The organism is Streptomyces violaceoruber (genome assembly GCF_033406955.1).
Classification (GTDB): Bacteria; Actinomycetota; Actinomycetes; order Streptomycetales; family Streptomycetaceae; genus Streptomyces; species Streptomyces violaceoruber.
The window spans coordinates 2054730-2074948 of sequence record NZ_CP137734.1; the positions used below are offsets into that span (position 1 = coordinate 2054730).

Sequence of the window (20219 nt, forward strand, 5' to 3'; positions counted from 1 at the left end):
CGGACGCTGTGCCGTCTCCCGCCAACCTACCCCCACGCCCGAGAGGCCGAGGGGGCGTGTTAGCTTGACGCAACTTAGAGACACCCTGTCGCTAAGTTCTGTCCGTACTTCCTGCCGAAGGCTGCCCGATGCAACCGATGAACTCCCCCGCTCTGCTGCGATGTCTCCTGGGATCGAAGAAGCGCGCCGCCGTGGTGGTGGCCTTCTGGGTCCTGATCGCGGGCCTCCTCGCCGGGGTCGCCCCGGCCCTGGAATCCGTCGAGGACAACGCCTCCGCCAACCTGCCGCCCGCCGCCTCGGACTCCATGAAGGCCCGTGATCTCGTCCGCGCCCAGCTTCCGGGCCAGGACGCGACGCCGGCGATCATCGTGGTCCGCGGCAAGGGCACCGACGCCGCGAAGAGCGCCACGCAATCGGTCGCCGCCATCACCTCGGCCCTTTCCGGAACCAGCCGACCCGACCATGTCGTGAGCGTGGTCTCCACGGTGACCGCTCCCGACGCTGCGGCCGAGTTGGTCTCGCAGGACCGCGGTGCTCAGCTGGTCATCGTGCCCATGGAGGGCAGCCCCTCGGACGAGTCCTTCCAGAATGCGGTCGACGAGGTGCGTGCCCTCGCGTCCGACCGGGCCGGGCCCGCCGACGTCGCGGTGACCGGCCCCGCCGGGATCGCCACCGACACCGTGAAGGTCTTCAGCGGCGGTGACAAAGTCCTGCTGCTGGCCACCGTCGTGCTCGTCCTGATCATCCTGCTGGCGATCTACCGCTCGCCCCTGATGGCGCTCGTGCCGCTTCTTGCCGTGGGCGTGGCTATGCGCGTGGCGGAGACTCTCGGCGCGATTCTCGCGGACGCCGGAGTCATCACGGTCAGCTCCCAGACCGCCTCGATCATGACCGTGCTGCTGTTCGGGGTGGGCACGGACTACGCGCTGATCATCACCGCCCGCTACCGCGAGACCCTGCTCGACGAGCCAGACCGCGCCCGCGCGATGCAGGCCGCCGTGCGCCGCACCGCCGAGTCCGTCCTCGCCAGCGCCTCGACCATCGTGCTCGCCATGTTTGCCCTGCTCGTGGCCGTCTCCCCGGCACTTCACGGCTTCGGACCGTACCTCGCTCTGGGCGTGGCCGTCATGGCGCTGGTGGCGTTCACCTTCATCCCCGCCCTGGTCCTCCTGCTGGGCAGGAGCGTCTTCTGGCCCGGGGGCGTGGACAAGGCCGCCGAACGCAGTCGCGGCGCAGGCATCTGGCACCGCATCGCCGCCCTGGTCGCACGGGCCCCCGTCAAGGTGGCCTCGGCCGTGATCGCACTCCTGGTGGTACTGAGCGCGGGACTGCTCGGCTACCAGGAGAGCTTCAACACCCTCAGCGGCTTCCGCGCCGCCACCGAGTCGGAGCACGGACAGCACCTCATTCGGGAGGAATTCGGGCCCGGCGAGATCGCCCCCAGTACCGTCGTCGTCCATTCCCAGGACAACCTGCGCTCCAGCCCCGCACCCGCCGACATCGCCACCGCGCTCACCGACGCCGATCACGTCAGCCGTGTCGCAGACCCCCGCATGGGCAAGGACGGCAAGACCGTCTTCTACGACGTCATCCTCGACCTCGACCCCTACAGCTCCAAGGCACTCGACGCGATCGGTCCCCTCAAGCAGGCCACACAATCCGCAGCCCAGGCCGCCGGCGTCCAGGACGCCACGGTGCTCATCGGCGGCGAGACCGCGCAGAACGCCGACATCCGCTCCGCCCTCGACCGCGACACGACCCTCATCGTGCTGCTGGTCCTAGCCATCGTCACCGTGGTCCTCGTCCTGCTGCTCCGCTCGCTCCTTGCCCCGCTCTACCTGGTCGCGACCCTGCTCCTGTCGTTCCTGGCCACCCTGGGCGCCACCACCTTCTTCACCGTGACCGTCCTCGGTGACGACGGCATCGGCAACCGCGTCACCGCGTACATCTTCGTCTTCCTCGTCGCGCTCGGCGTCGACTACAACATCTTCATCATGAGCCGGTTCAAGCAGGAACTGCGCACCCAGCCCCCAGCGAAGGCGATCACCGCCGCACTGACACGCACCGGCGGCGTCATCTCCTCCGCGGGCCTCATCCTCGCGGCGACCTTCGCCGTCCTGATGACCCAGCCGATCCGCGAACTGTTCCAGTTCGGCTTCGCCATGGCCTGCGGCATCCTGCTGGACACCTTCCTCATCCGCCCGCTTCTGGTCCCCGCCATCGTCCGCCTGCTCGGCAACCGCGCCCTGTGGCCCGCACGCCCAGGCACCCCGCAGACACCCTCCACGCCCACCTCCGAACCGCCTTCCGCCGACGCGCCGGCCGCACGGGCTGCCGAAACCGGCACCAGCCGTCTGCTGCGCGCGTTCACCTGGATCGCGATCATCGAAGCGTGCACGTGGGCAGGTCTGCTGGCCGGGATGTACCTCAAGTACATCCCCGAAACCACCGAACTCGGCGTACGGATCTTCGGCACCCTCCACGGCGCCGCCTTCATCGTCTACGTGTCCCTGACCGTCCTGGTCGCGATCCGGCTGAAGTGGCGGCTGGGCCGGACAACGATCTTCGCCCTGCTGGCCGCCGTACCCCCGTTCATGACTATCGCGTTCGAAATCTGGGCCCGCCGCACAGGCAGGCTCCCTCAGCCGACCGCGGACCCGAGCCCAACTCCAGCCCTGTAACCGCACCCCGCAACGGAACTCGATCGGACACGCGGTGCACATCATCGCCATCGCCGTGCGGGCCCCGGCCGGGCGGGACAGCCACCGACATCACACCAACAACCGAGAGAAGACAGAAATGAGCACCGCCGTCACCGAGTTCACCGTCGCCGCGCCCGCCCAGGGCGCGTTCGAGAACAACTGCACCGCCAGCATGCGCGCCACCCTTTCCAACGTGCCGGGGCTGCGCAACGCACGGCTGCTGCGTCCCCGCAAGGGCGCACACGGCTACCTGGCCGTCCTCAACTTCGAGGACGACGCCGCATTCACCGCCTACACCTCGTCGGAGGCATTCCGCGCCGCGCACGCCGACCCCACCCACTCGCTCTCCGACGACAACCGCGTCACGGTCTTCGAAGCGGTCACGCAGGGCTGACATTTCTGGTCCCACGGGTGCCGGAATAACTCGCTCGGCCGAGCCGCGCCTGATGACGCAGACGGTGCCTCCTGACCGCACCGCATCCGCGGTGACCGCCGAGTCGGCCAAGGGCGGCCCCTCGGAGTTACAGGCAGTGGCTCCGAGGGACCGCCCTCGCCTGTACAGGTAGGCAGACCAGGTGCAGGGGCCGGGCATTCTGGCCGCGGCGGAGGCCAGGTCCGGGGGGCGTGTCCGGCTCGAACTGGCCGTGGGCGTTCACATGGGTTCAGAGGAGCGGGCACCAAGCCCAGCCAGCACCACAACTCCGGACGCCGCTGAAGTCGTGGAGAACGGAAACACCGCCCACCACATACTGTTCAGCGGCGGATGAGCCCGAGGTCGTCGATGGCGGTGACAGTGGCCACAGCGGCGGTGCGCGAGTCGGTTCCGATGTTGGCATAGATGCAGGCCAGGTGATATCGACGGTGCCTTCGGTCAAGTGGAGGCGTGCGCCGATGGCCTGGTCGGACAGTCCGTCGGCGACCGGTGAGAGGACTTCGGTCTCACGTCGGGTCAGGTTGGTGGCGGGAGCGCGGAGCCGGTTCATCAGCCGGTCGGCGACGGTGGGCGCAAGGTCCCGGGGAGCGGAACCCCCTTTCACTGAAAGGTGCCGCCTTTCACCCATCGACGGAAGCGGGTGTGCAATGTGGCCCAGGAGCCGTACCGCTCGGGCACGTCCTGCCAAGCCGTTCCGGTCCGAAACTCCACACGATCCCGTCGAGTACCGGCCGATCGTGCAAGCGTTGCTGCCCCGGTCTGCCGAGCGGGGGCAGCAACGCTTGCACGAAGGGTCACCCGGCACCGGACAGTATCGGCTCCTCTCGGACTGGTGGCGAGCTGCGGTCGGAGCCGAGCTTCCAGACCGTGCCGGTGCGGCGCCCGCACAGACTCCTGAACGCAACCTGTTCCGTCGACGGTGTGATCGGCGCCTTCGCCATCACCAATGACAGCGCCCTGATGATCCTCGACCTGGGCGTCGACGCCCTGCACCCTGCGGTCCCTGACCGTCTACCTGATCCGTCAGGGCACCCTCGACGATTACCTGGAGCAGAGAGAACCTGCTTCATCGGGCGCGAGAGGCAGGGCCCTGCCTCCCCAGTCGGTGACGACCCTTCAGAAGTAGCGTCACCCGAGCGTCAAGACCTTCGGTTTCCCTTCGCGCCAGGAGAAGGGCCGACCACGCCGACATCGCGGCACCGCTCGTGCAACGCCAGGTCAGGCGGCTTTCACGAGCGGTCCGCAAGCTCTACGTCGTGCGCTTTGGAGAACAGGTCGAGCGCAACAGGCCGCTCCTGATCCAACCAAGAAAAATGCAGGTCACAGCCCCTTTGCGGCGGGCTCCAAAATCGCCACGCACTCAACGTGCGCAGTCATCGGAAAGATGTCGGCTTGGACACAGGCAGGAAAGCCGCAGGTCAGAGATGCATGTGGGTCCCGAATGAGGGCCGCCGGGCGCCCGGAGCGTCAAATGAGCGTCACGGCCCTACATCGATTCGGCGCCGACAATCTGGCGCGTCATGCCTACCTACGCAGCGCCTCCCCCGGTACGGAGCCTCACGTCGGTGGCGTCACGTCGGTGCGCCCAGTGCGTACGAGAGGCTCGCCGTTGAAGGGGCAGTGTGATCGAAATTCGCTGACGAGGCCGCTCCGGGCCTGGGAGGCTTGTCCCGCCTGCTGCACGCCGCCCGGGGACGGAGCCACCTACTTTGATCATCCTGGACACGAACATGCTGTGGGGTGTCTCTCCTGACAACGCGAGTGTCGACCTGCTCAAGACCATCCGGGCGACGGGGGTGCAAGGCGTCGCCGTCCCGTGGACGGTCATGGAGGAGCTGGCCGCGCAACGGGCGCTGAAGTACCAGGAGAAGTACGACGCCGCGTTCCACGCGCACAAGGCGTTGCGCTTGATCACGCCCTGGGAGACCAACGCCGTCATGCAGCCTCTCGAAACCGAGAAGGTGCGGCGGTACTGGCGGGATGCTTTCGCCGCCATCCTGGAGGTGCTGCCTCCGAGCGCGTCGGTACTGCAAGAGGCTGCCTACCGGGAGGCAAATGTCATCCCGCCATGCAAGCAGCTGGAGATGAAGGGGGTGAACAAGCCGGTGAAGACCGGCTCGCGTGATGCCGCGATATGGCTGACCGCCGTCGAGTACGCGCGCGAGCACCCAGACGAGACGGTGTACTTCGTCAGCAAGAACACGAACGACTTCGGTGACGGCTCCTCGTACAAGGGACGGGCGAGACTGTGGCGGGACATCCAGGAGTTGGGGGATCGTTTCAAGCACTATGCATCCCTCGACCCCGTCGTCGCCGAGTTCACTCAGCCCACCGAGGTGGACGATGCCTTGGTGCAGGAGCAGGTGGGTACTCCCGAGGTGGCATCGATCATCGCCCGGGAGGCGGGTGCCAAGTGGGGTGTCGACGTGGAGAGCATGCACGCGTTCGACGCACCCACCTTCCTGGGAACACTCTGGCCCGACTCGGACGACAGCGAACGCCCCCTTATGGGCGGTGCCGGCCCCTGGATTACGACGCCCTACGCCCAGGTGGACCTCGTCAGCGATGTAAGCGCCTACCGCATCGGCGACCACGTATGGTGCACAGCAACGGTGCGCTGGCTGCTCACCGGCCTGGCTCTACTTGGCAGGCAATCGGGGCTCGGACGAGTAGGATGCGCCTGGGAGACGCGCCTGCTGTTGAGCCCAACCAGGGCTGAGTCACAGCTCACTATCCTGCGCAGCAGCTCTCCAAGGCCCCTCACCGCAGATGACTTCCAACGGCTTTCGGTCCCTGCGGCATCCGCCTCTCTCCCCGGCTACTCGGCGGAGGTGTGGCAACAGCTCGCGAAGTGGCAGGAAGCCGAGAAGCCGACTCTCTTGCGGAGCGCTCTAATGGCTATGGCCTTGTGGGCCGGTAGCCGGCGTAAGGACGGGTAGGGCAGCCTCCGGCTGCTCGTCATCGGCCGCTGCACCTGCGGGCGGCCCGGGGGCCACGTCTAAGCGGATGACCTGAAGTTCTGCGTGGAATCGGCGGCGGCGGCGTCGGCCGGGCGCGACGGCCCCGATGGCACGAAAACCTCGCCGGGTGTTGCATCGACGTTGACCAAAACGTGGCAAACCCGGCGAGGTCAAGGTCGGTATGCGTCCGGCATCCGTGTTCGCCAACCCTTCCGGTCCGGCGTACCAGCACCTGTACCACCTGCTGCATCACCGCTGGCGGGAGGCCGCCCGCGTCGTGATGGTGCTGCTGTCCGGGGCCGGCCTGACCGCGGACGAGATCGGCGAGCTGCTCGGCTGCCACCCGGCCACGGTGCGCCGCTGGATCCACCGCTACAACACCGACGGCGCCCCGGGCCTGGCCGACCACCCCCGGCCGGGACGACCCCGGCTCGGCGGGCCGAGACTGGGCGAGCGCATCAGACGGCTGCTGACCCACCCCGGCCCGTGGACGATCCGCCGGATTCACCACCGCCTGGGCCGGCCGAAGATCAGCTCGCGCACCGTCCACCGGCGCACTCGCGAGCAGGCCGCCTGGCGCCGGCCCCGCCTGACGGCCAGGGGCGACCCCGACCGGCGGCGCGTCCTGGCCGCCGTGCGCCGCCAACTGCGGGCCCTGCCGCCCGGGTCGGTGGCCCTGGCCGAGGACGAGACCCACCTGCACCTGCTGCCGCACATCCGGGCGAGCTGGATCCCGCGCGGGACGCGGCAGCAGGTGGCCTCCCCGGGAAAGAACCGGCAGACCACCGTCTTCGGCGCCCTGGAAGTGGCCACCGGCGCCTGGCTCTACACCCTCTCCCGCCGCAATACCGCCGCGTTCATCGCCTTCCTCCAGCTGCTGCTGACCGCCTACCCCGACGCCCCGGCCGTCGCGGTGCTCTGCGACAACGACAGCATCCACCACGCGAAGGCGGTGACCACCTACCTGGCCGACCACCCCCGCCTGCGCCTGCTGTTCGGCGCCCGCTACAGCCCGCACGACAACCCGGTCGAGCGTATCTGGGCCGCACTGAAGGCCCGCCTCGCCAACACCGCCGTCACCTGGCCGGGCCGCCAGCGTCAGGTCCACGCCTTCTTCCGGCAGCGCTCACCCACCCAGATGCTGACCACCGCCGCACCCTGGGCCTCGCCCTGGCTACCGAAGCGTTACGCGCAGAACTTCAGGCAAGCCGCTTAGGTGCAGTGGGTGCGGGCTCCGGTCAGGAGATGGGCACGACCCAGCAGCGCGGGTGGACCGCACAGCACTTCACCGAAAGCCGAGCGTCGGTCCTCCAGGCGGACGGTGGGCCAGGGCCGGGCGCATCGGTATGCCCACTGCGGAGTGGACCCACCGCGGGTCAGTCGGCGGGTGACTCTGCCCCCGGCATGTCGTGCTCGATTCCGGCATGCAGGGTGCGGCCGCCCGACGGGATCACCTCGACGAGGCGTTCCTCCTCCTCGCGGGATAGATCCGTGAAGAGTCGGATGGACGTGTTCACGAGCTCCAGTAGTGGGACACTGCCGCGGGGCGGTTTTACCGAGGCGGTCCGGGTGGAGAAGTTGTACCTCACCGGTACGCCACTTGGCGGTAGGGCTTCGAGATTCTTGACCAGGGTTCCCGGTCCGAGGGATTCGCTGAGGTGGCGGAGCCGGTCCCCATGCAAAGCGCCCACCTCTCCTTCGTACGCCACCTTCCCGCCACCGTTGACCAGCGTGATGGCCTTGAGGCTCAGCTCTAGGAGCGGCAGACGATTGCCGACCTCGTCGAGGGCCGGCAGTTCGTACGCCGCCCGTGCCGCCGACGATGTCAGGTGGTCGACCTTCTGGGCGAGCGTGAGAACGAAGCCGGGCGCGTCGAAGCTGAGGGCTCCCTCGCCCTTAGTCCAGTGCAGGGGGGCTGCGCCACGGCGAGCGGCGACGGAGGAGGGGGCTACGCCGCAAACCCGGGCGTTCCATGTGCTCAGCGCGGCGCGCATGAGGTGCTGGAGATTGTCGGTGGCGGTGATCCTGCCGTGCCGCAGCAGATCGGTCAGAGTGATCTCACGGGCGATACGGCTCCAGAAGTTCCCATCAGGGATCTCCTGGCCTTCGAGGAGGTAATCGAGCGACGACTCGTCCAGTTGCTGCGGATACCTGGGAGCGCGTTCGAGCTCGGCTACCGGTGCACCACTAGCGCGCCACAAGGTACCCAAGAAGGCCGTCAGGCGGCGCGCGATCGGTGGGGACAGCGTGTCCGAGGCAAAGGCAAGCGCGTCCTCAGTCCCCCCACGCTCACCGCGGCGGGCTGCCTGCGCGCCGGTCGTCATGGCACGGGCCAGCCGGGACACGGAGCGCTCGTCAAGGAGACCCTGGCCACCTTCAATGACGGTGTTCGCGATCAGACGCCTCAACGCGGCGTCGGCCGACTCGCCAGAGGTCAGCTCCGCGAAAGCCGCCAGGTCCAACACCAGGGTGTGGTGGTCGATCGCGAGCGAATCCAGGGCGCGGGCGTCGAAGGACGGGCGGAGGGCGCCGAGCGCCAGAACAATGGGCCGGTCCTGGCGAGCAAGGCGCCTGATGTCGAATACGAGCTCGTCCGCGTCCGTCGTGCTGCGCAGGTAGACGTATCGGTCGCTGAGGTCGTCGTCGTGTGGCCATCGCATGACCAGGTCCGGCATGTGGGTGTGGTTGTAGTATCCGGTGCGCCTGGTCCGGATCTGCGGATTGATCTGCCGGAGGTGCTGTTCGAGGAGTCGTTTGATCTCGGCGAACGAGCGGTACGGGTCGTCCGCCTCGAGTGCCTCAGCGATCGACGATGCGACGGCGTTCACCACTCCCCCTTTAGGGTCAGCTCGTGCGCCAGGATGGCCCGCCACTCGGTGAGGGGTAGCAGGCCCTCTTGCTTTTCTGACAGGACGATGCGCCACACGCGCTCGGACACGCTCTGCACCGCGATCGCGTCGATCTTCTTCCTGGCCTCGTCCTCGGAGACGTCACCGAAGATGCGTTGCCGGTGCCGGACGACAGCGGACTCGATCCTTTGCGGATCGTGCAGTTGCGACCAATTGTTCACGTTGAACGGGGCCCAGGTGATCCACATGTAGTGATCGCCGAAGAGGTACTTCTCCTGGTGCGCGACGTAGCACTTGGCGAGGAACTCGACGAAGTGAGTGCCCTGGTCCGCCGGCCCCTGATAGTGCTTGACCTCCGCGCAGAACTGGTCGCCATGGTACGGGGCGCCCCGCATCGACCCGCCCAGGTCGAAGGAGAAGGTCTGTCCGCCCTCCGGCCAGGCGAGTGTCAGTTTCCTCGCCCAGGCGTCCGAGTCCGTGTTCGCGAAGGCCCCGCAGATCCGCATCGTGCCCTCGAGGTAGAGCTTGGCTCTCTTCGCTCCCGAGATTCCCTTTAAGTGGGCGTCCTCTCCTACCACGGTGAGAGTCTAAGCGCCGCGGAGGGGCGGCGGCTGATGGCCGTACTAGCGAGCGGTCCCTGATTCAGAGCAGGGGAGTGCTGTGCAGACAACCTGGCGGTGCCGCGAAGGAGCGGAGCGGACCACAGGATCCACGCAGGCAGGGCGACAGCCTCTGCTCAGGCGGCTCCTCCTCCCTGAGTCGTCAGGCGACAATCACACAGACGAGAAGGAGGGAGAGCCCGTACAGGGCTATAGCGAGGTGCAGCCCTACCCACAGGCGGTGAAGCCGAATGCGGTGCAGCCGGGGAAACTTGCGGTAGTGCGCCGCGCGTGCTCGGGCGAGCCCTTCATCGGACCCCAGCACGCCCCGGTCCGCCAGGTCTCGGGTCAACGCCCGTGCCTGGGTGAGGTGGTAGGAGGCCCGCTCGTAGTACTTGGCCACCGCCACAGCCCCGTAGACTCCAGTCGTCGCGACGAAGAGGCACAAAGGCATGACGTTCAGCGTGAACTTCTGCTGGACGATCAGACCGCTCAGGGCTGCCGTGACGATGAGCAGGAGGTTCGTCAATGTGGAGCGCTGGGTCTCACACTGCCGCAGTTGCTCCCGGTGCTCCTTCCAATAGGCGCGTATCGCCTCTTCCGACGTCTCGGCCATCAAACCCCCAGTTGAATGCCGGCACCAGCCACCCGGTTCGCCTCACAGCAGAACCCTCAGCAGTGGAGACACCGTAGCGTGAGGATCTTCATCAGCAGTGCCCGCAAGGGCCTGGAGGAGGAGCGTGACGCCCTTGACGGGCTGGTCCGCGCTCTCGGTCACACCCCGGTCCGGTTCGAGGACTTCTCAGCTCAGACCACGCCGAGCCGGGAAACCTGCCTGAAAGCTCTGTCGACCGCCGACGCGTGCCTCTTTCTCCTAGGCCCGAACTACGGCCACGTGTTCCCCGAGACAGGGCAGTCAGCAACCCATGACGAGTGGGTAGCAGCCCAGCAAGCAGGTATGCCCCGCCTCGTCTATCGCAAGCTGGACGTGACCTTCGAGCCCAGTCAGCACGAGTTCGTACGCGTAGTGGAGGCGTACGCCACCGGCGTATTCCGCGACAGCTTCCGCACGGCCGCGGACCTGCTCCCTAAGGTCGCCGGGAAGATCCGGGAGCTGGAGTCGGGCCCGTCCCCCCTGGCCTTCGCCAAGCTGGCCCAGCCACCCGCCCTGCACTGGACCCTCGAGGAGGGTACAGGCGGCCTGCAGACCGCCGGCGTGACCACCCTTCTGGAACTGCACGTCCTACCACTGGACTCTGCTGGCTACTCGGCTAGGGAACTGGAGGCGCTCGGCCACTCGCTGCCGGGCCGTGTGCGCCTCACCGGTATGGTCGAGGACGATGTCCCCCTCAGCTCTTCCCGATCGCAGGACCATATGGCCGTCTCCGTCCCGGCCAGCCGCCCCCGTTCGTGGGACACGCCCCGTCCGGGCCAGCTCGTAGAGGTCCGCCTGTACAAGACGGGCCAGCTCTCCACCCGGGCCCTGCTCCCCCAGGACAGTATGGGGCCGATCCTCGATCCCAATGCCCTGCCCAAGCAAATCGCCGAACTGCTCAAGTTCACCGGCTCGTTGAACATCATCAGGCAGGACCGCATCGTGGTGGCTGCTGGCGTGTCGGAGCCCGCTATGACCAGCATCGATACCTTCGACCCACGTCAGTCACGGCGCACAGCCAGTCTGGCTGGCTTCGGCAGGTCATTCGCCCTGCGTACCGAGCCCGACGAGTCCGTCACCCTGGCGGCCCTGCAGGACGGAGCCGAGGAAGTCGCCGAACATCTCGCGCGGGCACTGATCGCGCACCACCCCTCCGCTGCCTGAGGCCGCTTCGACAGCAAGCGGGCACGGCCGCCGCCTGCTCTCGTTTGACGCTTGACAAGGTCCGAACCGGCTTGGCGATCGACGCCCTCTTCTGCCAGCGACTGAAGCGGACGGTCGACCTACTGAGCACACCACCCTGACCGGACCGTCCAGACGAGTTCCACCGCGTGAATCATGTACCGGACGGAAGGGTACAGGTCGAACGCCAGTGTCACTTCGTGTCTCCGGGGCCGCACGGGCCAATCGCGCCCCAGCCTCGACACCGGTGCCCGAGTCGAAGGCGCGGACCGGCCTCCGTACCCGTCGCGCCTCTGTTGGCAGGGCATGATCAGGCGCGATAGCCTGCCGGGCTGCCTTGTTGCGGAAGGCGGCAGAAGGGAGGGGAGCCCCATGCCGAATCACAGGTCCGACATCGCCGAGGTTCGTGCCGCGATGCGTGCCGTCGGCTACACGATTCTGCAGGTCGAACCGCGGCTTGAAAACTTGTCGAACCTTCGGCCGGATGTACTGGCGTGGGCGTCGAATGCCGACGGGGAACTCGTGCCGTGGGCGGTTGTCGAGTACAAGAACAAGAAGCTCCGGCAGCCCGAGCTCGTCCTTCCCTCCCTGGCGGGCAGCCGGGACCTGCTGGGTACGCTCGAGCACTACGCGGTGATCAATGGGCAGTGGTTCAAGGCCGACCGTGGTGTCCGTTCCTTGCAGCCGGTCGACGGCCCGACTCCGCCCGAGCACGGCTCGCAAGGCTTGGTCACCGACCGGTCGCTGGCTACCTCCCTCCTGGTGCAACGTCTGTGGTTCGAGGCGGACCGTCTCCGCAACTCCGGGGTCTCAGCCGACCGGTACTTTCCTTCCGGGGACGTCCTGACGTCTTCCCGAAATGGGAGGCCGGGTATCGAACTGCCCGACGGTGGGTTCGTGCCGGTTCGGGCAGACGTACTCTGGCGCGCGAAGCGGGACGCGTTGACCGAGTTCGCCTCTCGTGGCAGACACCGAGAGTTCAGCTCACCCCGAGTGGTTGCCTCCGCCGTTTCGGCGCTGGTTGAGAAGCATCTAGCTGGCACCGTCTTGGATCCGTTCTGCGGAACCGGATCGTTCCTCTGGACGGCCTTGGACCGTGCTGCGGAGCAAGGCGTCGCGGCGAAGTTCATCGGCTACGAGTTCGACGCACAGCTCGCCGAACTCGCGGCAGGGATCGGTCGGGACGCGCCGAGGCACGTGGTGATCGAGAAGGGCGACTCCTTCCAGAGGGACCTCGCGGATGCCGACGTCGTAGTCACGGCGCCGCCTGTCGGTCTCTCCCTGGCCGACCGCCACCTTCTCCTGGACGGATCGACCACGTCCGACGGCAATGTCGCAGCGCTGGACAAGTGTGTGCGGGCGCTGAAGCCCGGAGGACGCGCTGTCCTGCATATCGCTCACTCGTTCACCTTCGCGGACCGGTACGCGGCATACAGGATGTTCCTGGCCGAGAACTTCCACGTAGCCGCTCTTATCGGGCTTCCGGCAGGAGCGATCACGGGCACCGGTGTCCGTTCCGTTCTCGTCGTCATCGACCGCACTGAGCCCGCGGAGACGCTGGTCGCCCATCTCGGTGAGGACTGGGAGACGCAACTCGGCCCGGAAGGTCCCGGGCTGAATGCCGTCCTGGAGTTCGTCGACGCAGAAGACGACCGGCCACGTACCGCAGGACGGTCATGAGCAGCTTCTTGACAGTTGATCTGCGGGGCGAGGCCGACTGGGATCCAGGACGCCTGGTTGGTTCCACCTTCGCTTGGCCGACAGCGGCGTCGGTGGTCCCATTGCGTGAACTCGTTACCAGTGTCCGGGCGGGGAGTGTCGCGACCGCTGGTTCCCCAGTCATCACGCCCGCCGGCCTGGTGGCGCGGACCGGGGCGATTCGGCGGCGGAGCACCAAGTACCAAGGCAAGGCATTCACCGTCGGAACGCGCGGCCTTCGGCGTGGTGATGTCCTGGTGCCGCCCTCGCCGTCCGGGCCGGCCATTCTTGTCGACGACCGGCTGAACGGTGCGCTCCTCTCATCCCGGTTCACGGCCCTCCGGCCTCTCGATCCGGTGTTTTCCCGGTGGATCTGGGCCGTGTTGAACTCGCGGGCGGGACAGGCTCGTCGGGCGTCGCTCGCCACAGGTACCACTATGGCGTCCGTGAAGACGCCGGATCTGCTGGAGATGGGCGTGCCCCTGCCGCCCCTTGTGGAGGTCCAGCGGCTCGACAGAGTGCTGGCTTCGATCGAGGCGGGAACGCATCGCGAGGAGGAGCCGTCGGAGTCGACGTGGTGGGTCACGGCTGACCTTCGGCTCCGGGACGACTGGGGGATCATGCTCGCCACTCCTCGTCCCGAGCTCCTGGAGGACGGCGAACCGCTCGGTTCCTTCGTACGGGAGATGAAGCCGTCCCGCTCAACCCGCGGCTTCGAGGTGCCGACGGAACTGCCGGGCACGCTTCCGGTCGTGGACGTGAGTGTCCTGGGGGGCCGTCCGACCCGGCGATGGGCCGCGCCGCAGTCCACCACCGTCACCCTCATCGCCCCGGGCGACCTCCTGATCGCCCGCGTGGGCGAGTACTCGTACGCCACCATCGCGCAACGCCCGGCCGTCGCGGATCCGGGCATCTTCGTCCTCCGGCTGCATGACCAGTCACAAGGACCTGCGCTCGCGCACTTCCTAAACGGGCGCGAGGGGCAGACCAGGAGGCGCATGTTCTTGCGGGGCGTGACGGTTCCGTCCCTGCGGAGGACGGACATCGAGAGATTCCCGATCCCAGCAGAAGCCCTCGAGTTCGAAGGAGACGTCGAGCCGGACGTGGGGTTGGCGGATCAATTGGAGCAGGTCTTGTGGACGGTATGAGCTGCACGCTTTCGCCGCTCGTCTACGCCGAGCTGTACCGGTTGCTTGCCGCGGACAAGCAGCGGTACGACGACCTCGAAGAGCGGCTGAGCGAGATCGGGTACGCCCCCGCGTGGCTGAGTACCGCTGCCGACGCCTACGACGAGTACTGGGCGATGCAGCTGGAACTGGCCGGTGCGGAAGGCGTCGAGAACATCTCGGTCGAGAGTGTCGAGCATGCCCTCCTGGCTACCTGGGTGCTGGCCGGCCTTCGCAACACAGGCGACGACAACACGCTGAGTTCGGCGCTCAGGGCGAACGTCCATAGGCGTGCGGTCAGCGAGGTCCCCGATCTAAGAATGCCTCTGCCATCGGTCCTCAACCCGGTCATATACGGGTGGACTCTCGGCAAAGTCGTCAGTCTGAGTTCGACTGACGTACCAGTCGACCCCGTCGCTCCGGCGAGCATGCCTGACGACGATAACCTCGTCGCGGCGTACCTCGGGCTCGTCAACCACGTCCTCGCGCTGGAGGGCATGGCCGAGCCGTGGCCCGAGATGATGCAGACGTCCACTTACTGGCGCGGTTACGGGATCGCAGAGGCACTGAAACCGGGGGCCGGGGATGGCGGCCGAGCGCTCCTGGAACTGCTAGCGGAATCGCGGCCCTTGCTCTCACAGCCAGTCTTCTCCCAGCTCAACAACCACTTCAGCCGCTTCGGGGCGCGCCGGAACGCCCTGTCACACATCACGGACGATGCGCGTCGTCCAGAACAGTTCGTAAAAGTCATCGAGGATACGCACGGCTGGGAGCACCTGCGGGTGACCCTCCGTGGCCTCACGCAGTTCGTCTGCCAGGAGGTCTCTCGCCTGCTGTACGAGGAAGACCCACCACCGGCTCTTCGGAACGATCCGTGGAGCTACCTCGTGCGGGAGATGCCTACGGAGTGGTGGGCTTAGGGGCGTGCTACGAGAGTACGGAAACTGAATGCCCACGGCGTCAGAGAGCTGGGCAGTCCGAAGGGCGAGGGCGGCTGGGACAGGCTGTCCGCCGGGCTCGCAACCATCGCCCGTCAAAGCCTGCTCAACGGCACCACCTCCGATTCAAGGGCTGGGCGCCGACATGCCAAATCGCGAGCCGTCGCCGGGCTGCACACACGGCTCTTGGCGGATGTCATCGCCTCGGGCGCCACGTCTCGGATCGCCACGGCTGGCTGGCCTATCTATCCTCCTCGAGTTGGTACACCCGGCTGTGCGCCCCTCTGATACCCGTGACCGTCACGCTGCTGCTCGGACGGCAAGTCAGCTGATGGAGCGGCTGCGGGATGATGCGTACGGAGACGGGACCGGTTCCGGCCTCCAGCCCCGAGACGATGACGAGGAAGAAATCGTCGCTCTCCGCTGCTCGCTGGAACTCCGCGGGCGTCAGCAGCACCGTGTCCGGCTCGGCGTCCTTATATGCCTTGAGTTCGTAGAATCGCGACAGTGCGTCCACCGCGTCGGCGCCGAGGCCGCGTTGGGCCCGCAGGTCGCGCAGCCAGTCGTCGTCGGTGGCGAGTGCCTTGCGTACCACGTCCAGCGCCACCTTTTCCTGCTCCGTACCCGTGTAGGGGCGCGGTGGCGTGTGCTGTTGAGGGATCGCCGATCCGGCGCGGGGCTGCGGCAGGCCGGACGTACCCGAGGTGTACCCGCTCGGCCGTGCGCTGGGCGCGCCCGCAGCCGAGGGCTTCGGCGGCGTGATGATGCCGCTCGGATCGACGAGTCGGAGCCTGCCGGGGTCGACGAGCCTCCTCGGTGGAGCGGCGGGGGGCACAGGCGGGGCTGCCGGCCCGGCGGGCGGTGGTGTGCTGGGAGCAGGCAGCAGGATCACTGCCGTCGGTGGGGTACCGGGCATTGTGCTGGCCTCCGCTTTGAACGCGGCACGGCGTTGGTCCACCTCGCTTCCGAGTTCCCGGAGCCGTCGTTCGCGTTCGGCCTCCGCCGCTTCCCGGTCGCGCCGCACCTGGTCGTCGGCAAGGCTCAGTTGTACGGCCGTACGGCCCTTCTCGGCCTGGTCACACGCCGCTCCCCAGGCGAGGGCCACCTCGCGGCGGCTGCCCGGAAACCGGGCGGCGATCGACCGGCCCACCCCGGATGTACGTTTCAGAGCGGCAGTGTCACGTACGTACAACGTGCCCGAGGACCAGTCGATCCCGGCGTCCACGGGCACGTGCACCGTCTCGCCCACGTCCGGAAGATCGAGGCAGCAGGCCAGGTGAGGGGCGATGCATACAGTCAGGTCAGCCAGCTGGTCCCACGAGCAGTCCAGGGACTGCGCAACGCTCGCGGCGTTGCGCTGCAGGTCCTCGCGGAGATGGGTGACGGCTGACCGGACCAGCGCTGTGGCGTCCGGGTCCGCCGGGGCCGGGCCAGGGCTGTACACGGAGACATGCTCTGCGGCGAGCTCGCTCACGCGCAGGGCTCCGATCAACGGTCGGAACTGCTCCAATTCGGCTCCCGGGCACCACACCGCACGTTCCCGGCCCAGCGCCTCGGCTACCACCGGGTCTTCGACGGCGTACACGGGCCGCTTGCTTCGCCAGCCCTGGGTCGTCCAAAGAGGGAGGCGTCCCAGGCGCTTGGCCGTCAACGCGCCGGGATGAGTACGGCCCAGAGCGGCGAGCATCTTCAGGGTCTCCAGGACGATGGACTGGGTCGTCCCGTCCGGCTCGTCCCGACCCTGCTTCCGGTCCCGCTGGGCCAGCTCCTTGATCACGGCCGTGGCGTCGTCCACAGTCGGCAGGCGCACTGCGAGCCGCTGCCAGAACTCCTCGCTGCCTGGAAACGTGGGAGCGAACGCACGGAGCGGACCGAAGAGCGGCGCTCCGCGCAGGCACTGGCTCGGCCGGCACCAGCCGGAGTCCGTGAGGACGAGGCCGCTCCCCTCGCCGAATGCCCGAAGGACCGAGCCCAGGGACATCTCCCCCGAGGCTCCCGCGCCACGGCCGAAGGCGCGCTCGGCCAGGGCTTGGTAGAGGATCAGCGCCGCGGGCACATCCCTGTCGCCGCCCTCTTCCTCCCGTCGGCGCAGGCGCTGCAGACATTCCACGAGGTCCTCGGTGCGGGCCTCCGCAGAAATGCCCAGGGCGCGCAGCACATCACTGCGTCTGCCGACCAGTTGCTGGATCTCGGGATGGAGGAATCGCTCGTCGTCCGCCCCGTACACCGCGACCGTGCCGGTGGTCCGCATGCGGAGTCGAGTCGGGGCGGAAGTTGCGCCGTTACCGGCGTCCAGCCATGGTGTGTCGCGCAACTGCCAGAGCCAGAAAGCTGCGGTCCTGCCCCGGTTCTGCCATGCGTAGTAGTCGTAGACAGCATCCACCTCGTCGTGGTCGGAAAAGCGGCTCCATGCCCGCCCGAGGACATGAAACAGCGCTGCCGCCCTGCGCCTGCGGAGCTGCGGGTCCTGCTCCGCCGCTATGCCAGAGGCGACGGCACGTAGGTCGGGGCTTTCGTAGTCGTCGAGCGTGAAGGTCGCTTCCAGAACGCGCAGGGCATCAGTGCGTGCTCGAGGTCCCGAGATAACTTCCGCCGGCACCCCCTTCGGGCTCTGCGTGAAGCGTTCCCGCGCCCCCGGGTGCCTGCGCAACCTGGGCGCGGTCTCCGCGCCCAGGAGCCTCAGGAACTTACGGGCGCCCATCCCAGCGCCGCCGCGCTGCAGGACCTCGGCATACCGAGGCCGCAGCCACACCAACCCGGCCGTGCGACCGGCGGCAAAGGCGAAGCTCTCCTCGCGTTCCGAACTGTCCAGTCGGGCGGGTAGGTACGCCCGGGCGGGAGCAACGTCGATGTCTTCACGCTTTCCGGCCCGGTCGTAGCGATGCCCCTGCAGCCGGATTGCATGGCCCACGTCCCGCCCCAAGGTCTCACGCTCGTGGTCCGGCACACGTGCGAACCCGTCGCGCAGTTCGATGAGCTGGTCATCTGTCAGCCGCAGTGCATTCGGGCCGCCGCTCCCCGCCGCGCCGATGGCCGCGAGGCGCCGGATCACGGCCACCGCGTCCGCGTCGGTCAGTAGCGCCTCCCGCTTACGGAGCCATGTCCTCACCGACCGCGCCTCGTCGGTGTCGGCGAGGAATGCCGGATGGACTTCCCGGGAGAATCCGAGACTGGCGCCGAGGCCCCGCGGGGCGTCGGTGAACACCGCTGGCTCCGCCGGCCGGGGCACACGGTGACGGCCCCCTGAGCTGTCCACGAGCCAGCGGCTCGACAGCAAGGAAGAGTAGATATTCGAGGCAAGTCCCACCGCGGCGAGGCGGATGTTCGCCTGCGGCGACCGGGTCTCGTCGTCGAGGAGGCGCAACGCGTCGTAAAGGTCCACCGTCACGGGAACCGCACTGTCGTGGTGCTCCCAGTCCGCCAGCACCTCCCGCCATCGACCGTCCTCGTCCCGCGCCACCTTGGGCAGCACGGCGGTCCGCTCGGCGACGCGGGAGATCTCTTCTTCGGTGACCACGCCCACCAGCGTCTCGTCCTCCACCGCGAGATCATCCAGGCCAAGCGGCCCGTACCCCGGGACGTCCAGAACGAGACCGTGGGACACGCCCGCCCTGGCACGGTCGAGGAGTAGTCGCTCCAGCGCGGCGACCGGGTCGCGGGAGTCGCGCACGTCGTCGGGGAGCGGCACGGCGCGCCAGGCCCGTGCCGGATCCCGCCGAAACTGCCACAGGGCGGCGGCCGTCCACAGGTCACCCACCAGTTCATGCAGTGCGCGGTTCCACGGGGTGTCGTCGAGCGCCTGACGGCTGGCGATCGGATCGAACTGGGCGCTGATACAGAGGGACAGAGCGGTGTCCGCGACCGGAAGACCGGCGTAGATCCGCCCAGCGTCATCGGGGCCGAGAGGAAGAGCCACAGCGATTGCGGTGGTGGACCCCACCGCCTTGTGAGACCGGGTGATCCCGAAGGGGCTGGGAACGGTCGTACGGCAGATCAACCACCGGGACCCGTCACCGGCGCGTGCCTCGCCGGTCTCCACCTCGGCGCTCTGCCCGCCCACCACGGCCTCGAACGGCTCGCCGGTCTCACGGTCGAGCGCCAGCCGGTGCCGGACACGACCTTGCTCGTCCAGGTGCGTGACGCTGCCGACACTGCCGAGGAAGAGCAGCGCGCTGTCTCCCCACGCGGCAAGCCACGCGTCCACCTCGTCCGCGCCGAGCACGCCCGGCTCTAGTGGAACCCGGAGAACCGTCCAGGTGTCGCCCGCGAACCAGTCAGGCAACGGGAACGGCCTGGCCACGGCGATGTCAGGATCGCCGACCCGGAACCGGTAATGCCCGCAGTGAACCTCCAGATGCGGGGAGAGGGACTGGAGGGTCATCAGGCCGATCCCGAACCTACCGGTGGATTCCGCCTGCTCTGCCTTGCTCGTCAGCCAGGGCATCGCCAGGGCCAAAACGTCCGGCAACCGTACGGGACTGCCGTTGTGGGCGACGAGGAGTTCACATCCCCACATCAGAATGCGTACGTCCGTGGCGCCGAGGTCCTCGGCGTTCTGCACGATCTCCGAGAGCCCCTGGAGACGGTCGCTCGACAAATTCCCCGCGTGATCTCGGGTACGTCTCAACGCGTGCCGTACTTGGCCGTCCAGTCGCGCGAACCGGCTGCCGAGTCGCTCGACCGCCGCCTCAGTCGCCGCCTCACCCTCCGGCTCCGGTACGACGGCTCCTTTTGGGATGCCCTCCATGGAGAAGAGCGCATCGGCGGACGCAATTGCCTGCTCCACCGCAGCCGTTCGACGCACCGCATCCCCCGTGCTCATCTGCGCCCCCACGTACCTCGACACTCCCTGCGACACAGGGTAACGAGGCCAGCGCAATCAGCACACGTCTATCCGAGACCTGTCGCTGTATAGCTCAAGTCCATAGAGCAGACCTAACGCGCTACTCGACGGGCTGAGCCCGAAAAGTCGATTGGCCCGCGCCATCCGGTCCTAGCACCTCAACCTCACACTCCGTCAGGAACAGCGTCGAACGA

General features: G+C 67.8%; 13 protein-coding genes and 2 pseudogenes. 9 read left to right on the plus strand and 6 right to left on the minus strand.

Going from position 1 to position 20219, the window contains the following annotated elements; all coding sequences use genetic code 11:
- Positions 1–137 precede the first annotated feature (137 nt).
- Positions 138–2681 carry an MMPL family transporter gene (locus tag R2E43_RS08910; protein ID WP_011030524.1) on the plus strand — a complete coding sequence of 848 codons (2544 nt, stop codon included), beginning with the start codon at positions 138–140 and terminating at the stop codon, positions 2679–2681.
- A gap of 118 nt (positions 2682–2799) precedes the next feature.
- Positions 2800–3096 (plus strand): antibiotic biosynthesis monooxygenase family protein, encoded by a 297-nt coding sequence (locus tag R2E43_RS08915; protein WP_234328607.1) that lies wholly within the window; start codon positions 2800–2802, stop codon positions 3094–3096.
- Positions 3097–3455: 359 nt separating this feature from the next.
- Here R2E43_RS08915 and R2E43_RS08920 read toward each other — a convergent pair.
- Both R2E43_RS08920 and R2E43_RS38975 read right to left on the minus strand, forming a co-directional pair.
- Positions 3456–3712, minus strand: a pseudogene (locus R2E43_RS08920) (LuxR C-terminal-related transcriptional regulator); the annotation flags it as partial.
- 23 nt (positions 3713–3735) lie between these two features.
- Positions 3736–4023 (minus strand): transposase, encoded by a 288-nt coding sequence (locus R2E43_RS38975; protein ID WP_390338770.1) that lies wholly within the window; start codon positions 4021–4023, stop codon positions 3736–3738.
- 3 nt (positions 4024–4026) lie between these two features.
- On the opposite strand from R2E43_RS38975, the pseudogene R2E43_RS08930 reads away from it, so the two are divergent.
- From R2E43_RS08930 to R2E43_RS08940, 3 genes and pseudogenes are all read left to right on the plus strand, one after another.
- Positions 4027–4183 (plus strand): annotated as a pseudogene (locus tag R2E43_RS08930) (DUF475 domain-containing protein); the annotation flags it as partial.
- Between the two features lie 661 nt (positions 4184–4844).
- Positions 4845–6074, plus strand: a complete 1230-nt coding sequence (locus R2E43_RS08935; RefSeq protein WP_332056080.1) for a PIN domain-containing protein — start codon at positions 4845–4847, stop codon at positions 6072–6074.
- 202 nt (positions 6075–6276) lie between these two features.
- Entirely contained in the window at positions 6277–7311 is a 1035-nt protein-coding gene (locus tag R2E43_RS08940; RefSeq protein WP_332056081.1) for an IS630 family transposase, read from the plus strand.
- Between the two features lie 160 nt (positions 7312–7471).
- Here the strand turns inward: R2E43_RS08940 and R2E43_RS08945 are convergent, their stop codons facing one another.
- The 3 genes from R2E43_RS08945 to R2E43_RS08955 all read right to left on the minus strand — a co-directional run bounded on the left by R2E43_RS08945 (position 7472) and on the right by R2E43_RS08955 (position 10159).
- Entirely contained in the window at positions 7472–8923 is a 1452-nt protein-coding gene (locus tag R2E43_RS08945; RefSeq protein ID WP_332056082.1) for a hypothetical protein, read from the minus strand.
- Positions 8920–9522, minus strand: a complete 603-nt coding sequence (locus R2E43_RS08950; protein WP_332056083.1) for a hypothetical protein — start codon at positions 9520–9522, stop codon at positions 8920–8922. The genes R2E43_RS08945 and R2E43_RS08950 overlap by 4 nt, the downstream gene beginning before the upstream one ends.
- A 184-nt stretch (positions 9523–9706) precedes the next feature.
- On the minus strand, positions 9707–10159 hold the full coding sequence (locus tag R2E43_RS08955) for a hypothetical protein (RefSeq protein WP_332056084.1): 453 nt from the start codon (positions 10157–10159) through the stop codon (positions 9707–9709).
- Between the two features lie 78 nt (positions 10160–10237).
- Between R2E43_RS08955 and R2E43_RS08960 the strand changes: the two genes are divergently transcribed.
- The 4 genes from R2E43_RS08960 to R2E43_RS08975 all read left to right on the plus strand — a co-directional run bounded on the left by R2E43_RS08960 (position 10238) and on the right by R2E43_RS08975 (position 15164).
- Positions 10238–11362 carry a DUF4062 domain-containing protein gene (locus R2E43_RS08960; protein WP_332056085.1) on the plus strand — a complete coding sequence of 375 codons (1125 nt, stop codon included), beginning with the start codon at positions 10238–10240 and terminating at the stop codon, positions 11360–11362.
- A gap of 390 nt (positions 11363–11752) precedes the next feature.
- Entirely contained in the window at positions 11753–13060 is a 1308-nt protein-coding gene (locus tag R2E43_RS08965; RefSeq protein WP_332056086.1) for an HsdM family class I SAM-dependent methyltransferase, read from the plus strand.
- The gene (locus R2E43_RS08970) at positions 13057–14226 is read left to right on the plus strand and encodes a restriction endonuclease subunit S domain-containing protein (protein WP_332056087.1); all 1170 of its coding nucleotides are present in this window, start codon (positions 13057–13059) and stop codon (positions 14224–14226) included. The genes R2E43_RS08965 and R2E43_RS08970 overlap by 4 nt, the downstream gene beginning before the upstream one ends.
- Positions 14214–15164, plus strand: coding sequence for a hypothetical protein (locus R2E43_RS08975; protein ID WP_332056088.1), 951 nt, complete (start codon positions 14214–14216; stop codon positions 15162–15164). Before R2E43_RS08970 ends, R2E43_RS08975 begins: the two co-directional genes overlap by 13 nt.
- Before the next feature lie 259 nt (positions 15165–15423).
- On the opposite strand, the gene R2E43_RS08980 is transcribed toward R2E43_RS08975, so the two are convergent.
- Positions 15424–20016 carry a sacsin N-terminal ATP-binding-like domain-containing protein gene (locus tag R2E43_RS08980; protein ID WP_332056089.1) on the minus strand — a complete coding sequence of 1531 codons (4593 nt, stop codon included), beginning with the start codon at positions 20014–20016 and terminating at the stop codon, positions 15424–15426.
- Between the last annotated feature and the right edge of the window lie 203 nt (positions 20017–20219).

Excerpts from the sequence above, each read along its gene's own strand:
- R2E43_RS08940 (WP_332056081.1), top strand. The coding sequence starts at position 6,277 with ATGCGTCCGGCATCCGTGTTCGCCAACCCTTCCGGTCCGGCGTACCAG.
- R2E43_RS08910 (WP_011030524.1), top strand. The coding sequence starts at position 138 with ATGAACTCCCCCGCTCTGCTGCGATGTCTCCTGGGATCGAAGAAGCGC.
- R2E43_RS08965 (WP_332056086.1), top strand. The coding sequence starts at position 11,753 with ATGCCGAATCACAGGTCCGACATCGCCGAGGTTCGTGCCGCGATGCGT.
- R2E43_RS08970 (WP_332056087.1), top strand. The coding sequence starts at position 13,057 with ATGAGCAGCTTCTTGACAGTTGATCTGCGGGGCGAGGCCGACTGGGAT.
- R2E43_RS08955 (WP_332056084.1), bottom strand. The coding sequence starts at position 10,159 with ATGGCCGAGACGTCGGAAGAGGCGATACGCGCCTATTGGAAGGAGCAC.
- R2E43_RS08915 (WP_234328607.1), top strand. The coding sequence starts at position 2,800 with ATGAGCACCGCCGTCACCGAGTTCACCGTCGCCGCGCCCGCCCAGGGC.